General features: G+C 31.9%; 12 protein-coding genes. 1 reads left to right on the forward strand and 11 read right to left on the reverse strand.

Annotated features, from left to right (window positions below):
• Positions 1-92 precede the first annotated feature (92 nt).
• The 11 genes from ACI32A_RS06210 to ACI32A_RS06260 all read right to left on the reverse strand — a co-directional run bounded on the left by ACI32A_RS06210 (position 93) and on the right by ACI32A_RS06260 (position 7567).
• Positions 93-701 carry a hypothetical protein gene (locus ACI32A_RS06210; RefSeq protein ID WP_439754170.1) on the reverse strand — a complete coding sequence of 203 codons (609 nt, stop codon included), beginning with the start codon at positions 699-701 and terminating at the stop codon, positions 93-95.
• Positions 698-1741 (reverse strand): SIS domain-containing protein, encoded by a 1044-nt coding sequence (locus ACI32A_RS06215; RefSeq protein ID WP_439754171.1) that lies wholly within the window; start codon positions 1739-1741, stop codon positions 698-700. Before ACI32A_RS06215 ends, ACI32A_RS06210 begins: the two co-directional genes overlap by 4 nt.
• 2 nt (positions 1742-1743) lie before the next feature.
• Positions 1744-2181, reverse strand: coding sequence for a DMT family transporter (locus ACI32A_RS06220; protein WP_439754172.1), 438 nt, complete (start codon positions 2179-2181; stop codon positions 1744-1746).
• Positions 2154-2561, reverse strand: coding sequence for an EamA family transporter (locus tag ACI32A_RS06225; RefSeq protein WP_439754173.1), 408 nt, complete (start codon positions 2559-2561; stop codon positions 2154-2156). The genes ACI32A_RS06220 and ACI32A_RS06225 overlap by 28 nt, the downstream gene beginning before the upstream one ends.
• Positions 2551-2967, reverse strand: a complete 417-nt coding sequence (agaF, locus tag ACI32A_RS06230; RefSeq protein WP_439754174.1) for a PTS galactosamine/N-acetylgalactosamine transporter subunit IIA — start codon at positions 2965-2967, stop codon at positions 2551-2553. Before agaF ends, ACI32A_RS06225 begins: the two co-directional genes overlap by 11 nt.
• Positions 2968-3005: 38 nt before the next feature.
• Positions 3006-4055, reverse strand: coding sequence for an SIS domain-containing protein (locus tag ACI32A_RS06235; protein ID WP_439754175.1), 1050 nt, complete (start codon positions 4053-4055; stop codon positions 3006-3008).
• Between the two features lie 3 nt (positions 4056-4058).
• Complete coding sequence (locus tag ACI32A_RS06240; protein WP_439754176.1) at positions 4059-4538, reverse strand: PTS system mannose/fructose/N-acetylgalactosamine-transporter subunit IIB; 480 nt, start codon at positions 4536-4538, stop codon at positions 4059-4061.
• A gap of 9 nt (positions 4539-4547) precedes the next feature.
• A complete protein-coding gene (locus ACI32A_RS06245; protein WP_439754177.1) occupies positions 4548-5357 on the reverse strand; it encodes a PTS system mannose/fructose/sorbose family transporter subunit IID in 810 nt (269 codons plus the stop codon).
• A gap of 1 nt (position 5358) precedes the next feature.
• The gene (locus tag ACI32A_RS06250; RefSeq protein ID WP_439754178.1) at positions 5359-6141 is read right to left on the reverse strand and encodes a PTS mannose/fructose/sorbose/N-acetylgalactosamine transporter subunit IIC; all 783 of its coding nucleotides are present in this window, start codon (positions 6139-6141) and stop codon (positions 5359-5361) included.
• A 188-nt stretch (positions 6142-6329) separates the two neighbouring features.
• Positions 6330-7064 carry a GntR family transcriptional regulator gene (locus ACI32A_RS06255; protein ID WP_439754179.1) on the reverse strand — a complete coding sequence of 245 codons (735 nt, stop codon included), beginning with the start codon at positions 7062-7064 and terminating at the stop codon, positions 6330-6332.
• Positions 7061-7567: a GntR family transcriptional regulator gene (locus ACI32A_RS06260; RefSeq protein WP_439754180.1), complete on the reverse strand. Its 507-nt coding sequence runs from the start codon at positions 7565-7567 to the stop codon at positions 7061-7063. The genes ACI32A_RS06255 and ACI32A_RS06260 overlap by 4 nt, the downstream gene beginning before the upstream one ends.
• Before the next feature lie 127 nt (positions 7568-7694).
• Between ACI32A_RS06260 and ACI32A_RS06265 the strand changes: the two genes are divergently transcribed.
• The coding region (locus tag ACI32A_RS06265) for a hypothetical protein (protein ID WP_439754181.1) at positions 7695-8014 on the forward strand (320 nt) is incomplete at its 3' end.

Raw genomic sequence — 8014 nt, forward strand, 5'->3', positions numbered from 1 at the left:
ATATTTACTCGGTGAAATAAAAACAGTAGACATATAATAACCTCCTGTTTCCATTATAGAATAAATCTTGCCAAAATAAAAAGATGAATACCTTATTCACCTTTTATATCTTGTTCAAACAATTTCAAATACTTCTTTTCATTTTCAAAATCATTTTTATTATTATAAATCTGTGCAATTAATACATCATTTGTTGCTTTTTGAGGCCCCTTTAAAGACACATTCTCACTCAATAAATCCTGTAAAAATTCATCGCTTTTATCAATATAAATACTATACAAACGATTGGCCATAACATGAAGATTTTCTTTTTTACATTCCTTTAAAATTAAATTTCTAAAATAAGAAGCCCTTTCCTTGTTTTCTTTCTGAGCATAATACCCAAAAACCTTCGAATAAAAATCATCTTTCTGTGCCTGATTCATTCTTATTTTCAGTAAAGCATCTACACAATTTTCAATTTCTTTTTCATTGTCTCTTATAAAAGATGCATTTAATTTCATATATAAACGATTAAAAGGTGCAATTCTTTTATAAGCTTCTTCACTTTCAATCAATCGATCAAATTCCTTAAAATTCTGTTTTAATAAAGCTTGTGTTAAAGCATCTTCAATATTTGTTTTTTCTTTCTTTTGTTTTGTTCGAAACCAAATTTCAAACAATACAATTAAAACACAAGAAACAATAATTACAATTTTCATACCCGCGTTTCCATCCAATCTGTATAATCATTATTCGCATCTCGATTTGGATCCATTCCATTGTTTTCAGGAACGAAAGCCGAAATCACCTGAATAACAGAAGTCATCAATAAAATTGAATGCGTATATTCAAAATTCTTGACATTGATAATATCTGTATCCATATGATTCAATGCATCAATCATACAAACATTGTATTTCTTCAAATGACAATAATCAAATGTTTTATTCATCAAATCTGAATCCACTCCATCATTAATCAACAACACAAAACTATTTTCATTTAAAGAACGATGCATGCCATGAGAAAATTCGACAACATCATTAAACATTGTAGGAATACACTGCGTTTCCATTAATTTTAATTGTCCTTCCATAGCCGTTGCAAAATTCATTCCATTTCCAATGACATAAATATTCGACATATCTTTTCCATAGCCATGTTCTTTACACCAGTTTATAGTTTTTTCAATAACACAAGGAATCTCTAAAATCTGATTTCTTAATTCCTCTTCCATTTTTTCAAATATATCTTTGGAAATTTTATTTTTAGAATACGCCCAATATATTCCCAGACACAATAAAACCACCAAAGTACTGCTATAACCTTTTGTTTTAGCATTGCTGTTTTCTATACCACAATTTAAAAAATAAGTCTGATCACTTAAAACATCAATTGGTGAATTCTTTTCATTGGTAATGGAAACAATACGATATCCTTTTTCTTTAATATCTTCTAAAGCCTCTAACACCCCACGAGACGTCCCCGTTTGAGAAATGCCCAAAACCCATGTCTTTTCTTTGTTTTCAAAATAAATGGAATCAGCATTATATTTAAAAGAAGAAGGCGTATAAACATATACACGAATACCAGCATATTTAGAAATAAAAGGGGCAATGGCACTGGCCGCATTATAGGAACTACCATGTGCCACAACATACAAAGCATCCAAATCCAATTCTTTATATTCTTGATTCAATAACTCTAAAAGAAGATTTTTTTCTTCTTTCATATACTTCCACATAATACTTTCAAACATAACTATCTCCTTTGTTTATATACATTATATAGTAAACTCAATACAATGAATACCGCTCCCAGTAAAGAATGAAAATCAAACCATTCATGTAAAAAAAGAAAAGCCAATACAGGGGCAAATACAATTTCACTCATACATAATACATTGGCACTAAAAGGTGGAATTCTTTCTATACACTTGGTAAAAGAAATACCTGCCAATCCTGCTGTTATAATTCCTAACAACGTTATATAAAATCCATCTTGTTTTGAAATCAACAAAACAGGATGTTTTATGACATAAAATAAGAAAAATAAAATTGAAAAAAGATATTGTATTTTCATGGAACTTGAAGCATCGGCTTGTTTCTTGGAATTCAAATAAAATTGTAGACCAAAAAAAGCCCCTGAAACAATGGCTAAACCATTTCCTTTTATAGAATCAAATGAAAAATCATCCATAAAAAAAATACCATACCCAATATTGCCAATCCAATAACAAGCCATTGATATTTTTCCGGTTCTTTTTTTTGATCTATGCTTTGATACAGCAACACAAAAATCATAGAACTATATTGTAATACAATCGCATTTCCAATAGTTGTAAGCTGATTTGCCAACATAAAAGTAATATGCATCATAAATTGAATAAAACCCACAACAATGATGAAAAAAGAAAAACAAATTCTTTTTTTTGTATACAATATATTCATAAACAAAGCAATCACAGCCTGCAATCCGGCAATAACATAAGCGGACTGTCCAATTTGTTTCACAAACAAACCCGAAGTAGACCAGCACAAAGCCGTCAACAACGCATAAAAAATACCTTTACCATTCATCGTCTTCTTGTTCAACGATTTCAAATTTTCCAATTCCTTTTTTTCCTGTTTCAATGGCTTCTTGAACAATTTGATTCAAAGAATACCCCATATTTCGTTTCATCACACTTTCCATCAACATACCTAAATTCGTTCCATACAATACTTCTATATTCTCATGATTCATAGCTTCCAGAATAGCTGTATTAAAAGGAGAACCTCTTAATAAATCACAGAAAATACAAATGGAATCACATGTTTGTAAAGATTCTATAGCTAGATGAATATTTTTTTCAATTTCTGTTTTTGTGTCACCTTCCAAAAAATCTACAGCCACATAATGTTCTTGTTTTCCCATAATAAGTTCTAAAGCAACACTGATTCCAGTAGCAAAACGTCCATGTCCTGTAATAATAAATCCAATCATAGTATTCCTTTCCAAAGAATAAGAGTTCTTACGAACTCCTATTCATCATAATGCGCTAATGCGATTTCAAATGGATTGATAGCTGTATCAATTCCAATGTCTTTGGCTCCTTTTGCCGCTACAAACTGAAACGGAATCGTATACATCAAAGGCGCTAAATACTTATTTGTTTTTACACTAAAAACTAAATCTCTTTCATCGTGTTCACATTCTTTACAAGTAATGACATGGACACGATCCGTATAATGTTGAAATGCTTTTCGATACGTTAACATTTGATTCCATTCCACTTCATCTGATCCAATCATAAACAATGTATGTTTTGGATTTAATGCCATCGTTGGCCCATGCGAATATTCCACCATTTCATAGCCTACAATCGGTAATCGAAGCATTTCACCAATTTTTAGCTGTGCCTCAATTGCCGTGGCATAATCAATACCATAACCCATAGCATATAAACAACTACTATTGACAATGGTTACTTTATTTCTTTCATACCAGTCTTCACTTTCATCAATCACTGTTTGAAACTGAGAAATAAAATCATCGACTTCTTTATCATTATTTAATTCAGCTAACGCCGCTGCCCATAAATAAACCGTTAAAACTGATACCGTATATCCCTTTGTTTCCGGTGGAAGAAGCTCATCCCCAACAAGTAAATGAACCTTTGTATCGACAAACTCACAAATTTTACTATCTAAATTTCCTGTTAAAGCCAATGTCGAATATCCATGATTTCTGGCAAATTCCATGACTTCACAAGTCGAAACCGAAGTTCCAGATTGTGAAATTCCTACAAACAAAATATCTTCTTTTTGTAGTGTATTTGACCAATCTGGTTGTTCATAATACTGAAAGACATTGGGATAATAAGCCTGGGCATCCATATGACATAGATGTTTAAAATAATAAGTTGCCAGTAAAGACACATTATAAGAAGTCCCTGAACCAAAAAATAATATCTTTTTCTTGTTTTTAATGGCTTCTAAAAACGGTTGAATAAATACATCTTTATGATCAAATACATAGCGTAAACGCTCTGGTTGTTCTTTTATATATCCTAAAACAGATACCTCACTCATTTCTTATACCTTCCTTATTTCTTCTATTATATCTTCTCTTGGCTCATTGGGAACCATTTGAGAAATAATTTTTACGCCATATTGATTTAATTTAAGGAAAGCCTCTTTTTCTTCTTTTGTGACATATAACGTTTTACGAATACGAACAGCATCTGGTTTTGATGCCATATTTCCAACTGTTATTTCATTAAAATGAAATCCCTTTTCATATAATTTCAATAATGGAATCGAACTCTGACAAAGAATCATAACACGAATTCCTTCATCGATTTTTCGAATGAATTTATCGGCAGCTGAATCCGTTGAAAAAATAGATAACTTACATTTATCTGGACAACCAAATTTCAAAGCCGTTTTTCTTTGGGCATCATGAATAATTTCATCATCGACAATCGCAATTCTTTGTAGATTATAGTGTGGAATCCAAAAACCACAGACTTGTCCATGAATCAATCGATCATCAATTCGAATATCACAAATCATACTATCCTCCTAGGCAATAATACCAAATACACCTAATACAAAGGCAATAACAATCACACCAATGGTAATTTTTAATGTACTGACTTTATTTTTCAATAATTTCAAGATGATCAATACCGCTGATAAAGACAACAACTGCGGACACAATTGATCTAAGTATTCTTGAATCACAATGGTATTTCCTGCAATATCAAATTCTAAAGGCGAACTAATTCCAATCCATGAAGCCGTTAAACACCCAACAGAAGCAATTCCAACAATTCCTGCACAATACGTAAATAAATCCATTTTTCCAGAATTTTGTAGATTTTCTAAGAAACCAGCTCCTTGATTGTATCCAATTTTTAATCCATAATATCGAGTTAAAAAATTTGGTATATTGAAAAGCAACAATAAAATAATTGGTCCTAAAATATTTCCTTGAAGCGCAAAACTCGCTCCTAAAGAACACGCAAGAACCCTAAAAATTCCCCAGAAAAATGTATCTCCAATACCACTTAAAGGTCCCATTAAAGATACTTTTAATGCATTGATGGAAGTTTTATCGATACTTGGATCGTCTTTGGCTTGTTCTTCCATAGCCACAGCCAATCCCATAACAAATGGAGAAGGCGCCACTGTCATATTAAAAGCTTCCAAATGACGATGCATAGCTTCTTTTAATCCATCTGGATCATTGGCATAAATTCGTTTTAAACTCGGCAAAACCGCATATAAAAATCCCAGTCCTTCCATTCTTTCGTAGTTAAAAGAACCCAGTAAAGTAAAGGAACGCCAGAAAATGGATTTAAACTCTTTCTTTGGTAATTCTTTTGCCATATTAGTCATCCTCCCATTCATCTTCTACTTTGACACTTACCGGTGCACTCTTTAATTGATGTGACTTGATTTCATACATAATCAAGGCAATGGCTACTGAAATCGCACAAACACCAACCATGTCTACACCTAAATACGCAGCCAATGCAAATCCAATGATAAAATAAGGAATTAATTTTACATCCCATAATAAATTCAGCAACAACGCAAATCCCATTGCCGGTAAAGCCACAGCTACAGCACTTAATCCATTTTGAGCCCATTCAGGAATACCCGCAACAATAGAATCAATCACACCTGAGCCAACATATAAAACGATAAACGTGAATGAAAAATAAATGATAAAAGTAAAGAATCCACATAAATAATGAATACCAATGACTTTCTTTTCATTTCCTTCATCAATAGCTGCATCGGCACTATGCATCAAAGCCGAGAACGCTGTCATTTTCATGATATTTAACATCTGCATAATAACAGCTACTGGCAACGCAAAAGCCACCGCAACTTCTAAGTCACTTCCTGTCATTAAGGCAACAGCAGCTCCAATGGTTCCACCAGAACCAATGTCCAAATTTGCTGTTGGACCAATATTGGTAGCCCCCATCCACATAAGCTGTAAAGAACCACCAATAAACAATCCCTTTGTGACATCGCCCATAATTAATCCAACTAAAAAGCCTGTAATAACTGGTTCTCTTAATTTACATTCTCCTAACCAGTCGCCTTCTAATTGTGTCAGGGCACAAACACAACCAATTAATACTGCTTGAATCAAACTCATATTATTACCCTCCTTTGATTCTAATTGGTATATTTTGTATACCACTTATAACCAATATAAACGATATAAATACACATTTTCAAGTACTTTTTTCACTTTTTTACCGGTTTAAACTATACCACTTCAATAATTGAAATGGTTTAAACTATACCACTTTTACAAACAATAAAAAAGACCAGAAAAACTGGTCAATCCAATTGAATTTGTGCTTTATATTTAAATGTTGTGAACTTAGGATGATGATATGAAATCGTATATTCCACCAATTCATTTTGTGCATCATAACCCAAATAATCAAATAAAAAATAAAGATCCTTTTCATTTGCCTCCATTATCTGTAAATACTCTTTGGGAAGCGTTTCAATTTGAAGATACGAAACCATTGTCTTAGGACGATGATTACGATCTTGCATATAATCATATAAAGATCCATTCACAAAATCAAAACGCTCTGCATCATTAAACATCGGACAAGGAATATATGTCTTCTGTAAAGCATAGGGAGAATCATTGATCAAAGACATACGAATAATTTCATATACCCATTCAATATTTTGAAACGCCTCTTTGATTTCATCAACTGGTTGAATCTTTTGCATCGACAACAAAATACGACTGCTTTTCATACCTCTTTGACGAATCTGTGCACTCAAAGACAAAATCTCTTCCTGATTTCCTAAATCCACAGTACCCTGAATCTGTGGCATGGCTTTAACATATGTTCCTGAACCACGAATAGATTCTAAGATTCCTTTTTCTTCCAGGTGCTTTAAAGCATTTCGTACCGTCATACGATTAATTCCATATTTTTCAGACATTACACGCTCTGAATCAATTTTATCGCCAATTTTCAATTCCGAAGACACAATCTTTTTTTCAATACTCTCCATTAATTGCTGATAAATTGCGACTGGCTTGCTCATAACTTAGACACACTCCTAAAACGATACAAATCCGGAATGGAAGACAACTCAAAATATTCAAATATTTTTCCATTTTCTTTTTTTGTTTTTCCTTTAGTTAATAAAATTTCATCTCCGGCTTTTAAATTCAATACTTCACATTCTTTTTCATTGGCTTCTACCAATAAAATTTCTTCATCGGTATGCAGTGTATGAATCTGTTTTTCTTTTTTTAAAATAGAATAAAATGAAACATCGTTAAAGTCCATAGACTCCATGCCCTTAACTTCTTCTAATGGAACATATACCTTTTCAATGGAACAAGGCTTTCCTTCAATCCAGCGAATCTTTTCTAAATAAAATAATTTAGTAGCCAGTGAAACATTCAATTGTTTGGAAATATAATAATTCGATTCAATTATTTTTTGTTCCACAACTTCATTTTCAAAATTCAAGCCTTCATCTTTTAAAATCCTTGAAATATTTTTCCCCGAATCTAAATCTCTTAAAATATAATTTTTCATGGAAATATTATAACACGCAAAAAAAGAAAGCGTTTACTCTTTTTGACCTGTTTTATCACTCATTTCAATTTCTTTATAACAAGTCTTGCAAAGAAATGATATACTCAAATTAATCCAGGAGGAAAAAATGCGTATAAATCCAATCTATCATGAAAAAGGAGCCTTACATATTTCTGAAATTGATGCAACCAGCAATCATCTTATTCCTATATGTGACTGCGATATCTTTGTTTTTCAAGACGGTACAATTGAAATATATGACAATGAAAACAATCTTTTTGAACACTGTTTTATCTGGGATATCCTTCAGGAAAATCACTTCAATCTAGATATGTCTTTGAAATTCAAAAACAAAAATTTTCGAATTACTTTTCCAAATAAAGAAAGTAAAATTCATTTTTGTGATATTCTTGAAAAAAACACATATATATTGATAAAAAAAGCCTT

It is taken from the genome of Floccifex sp. (assembly GCF_051873555.1).
In the GTDB taxonomy this organism is placed as follows: Bacteria; Bacillota_I; Bacilli_A; order Erysipelotrichales; family Erysipelotrichaceae; genus Floccifex.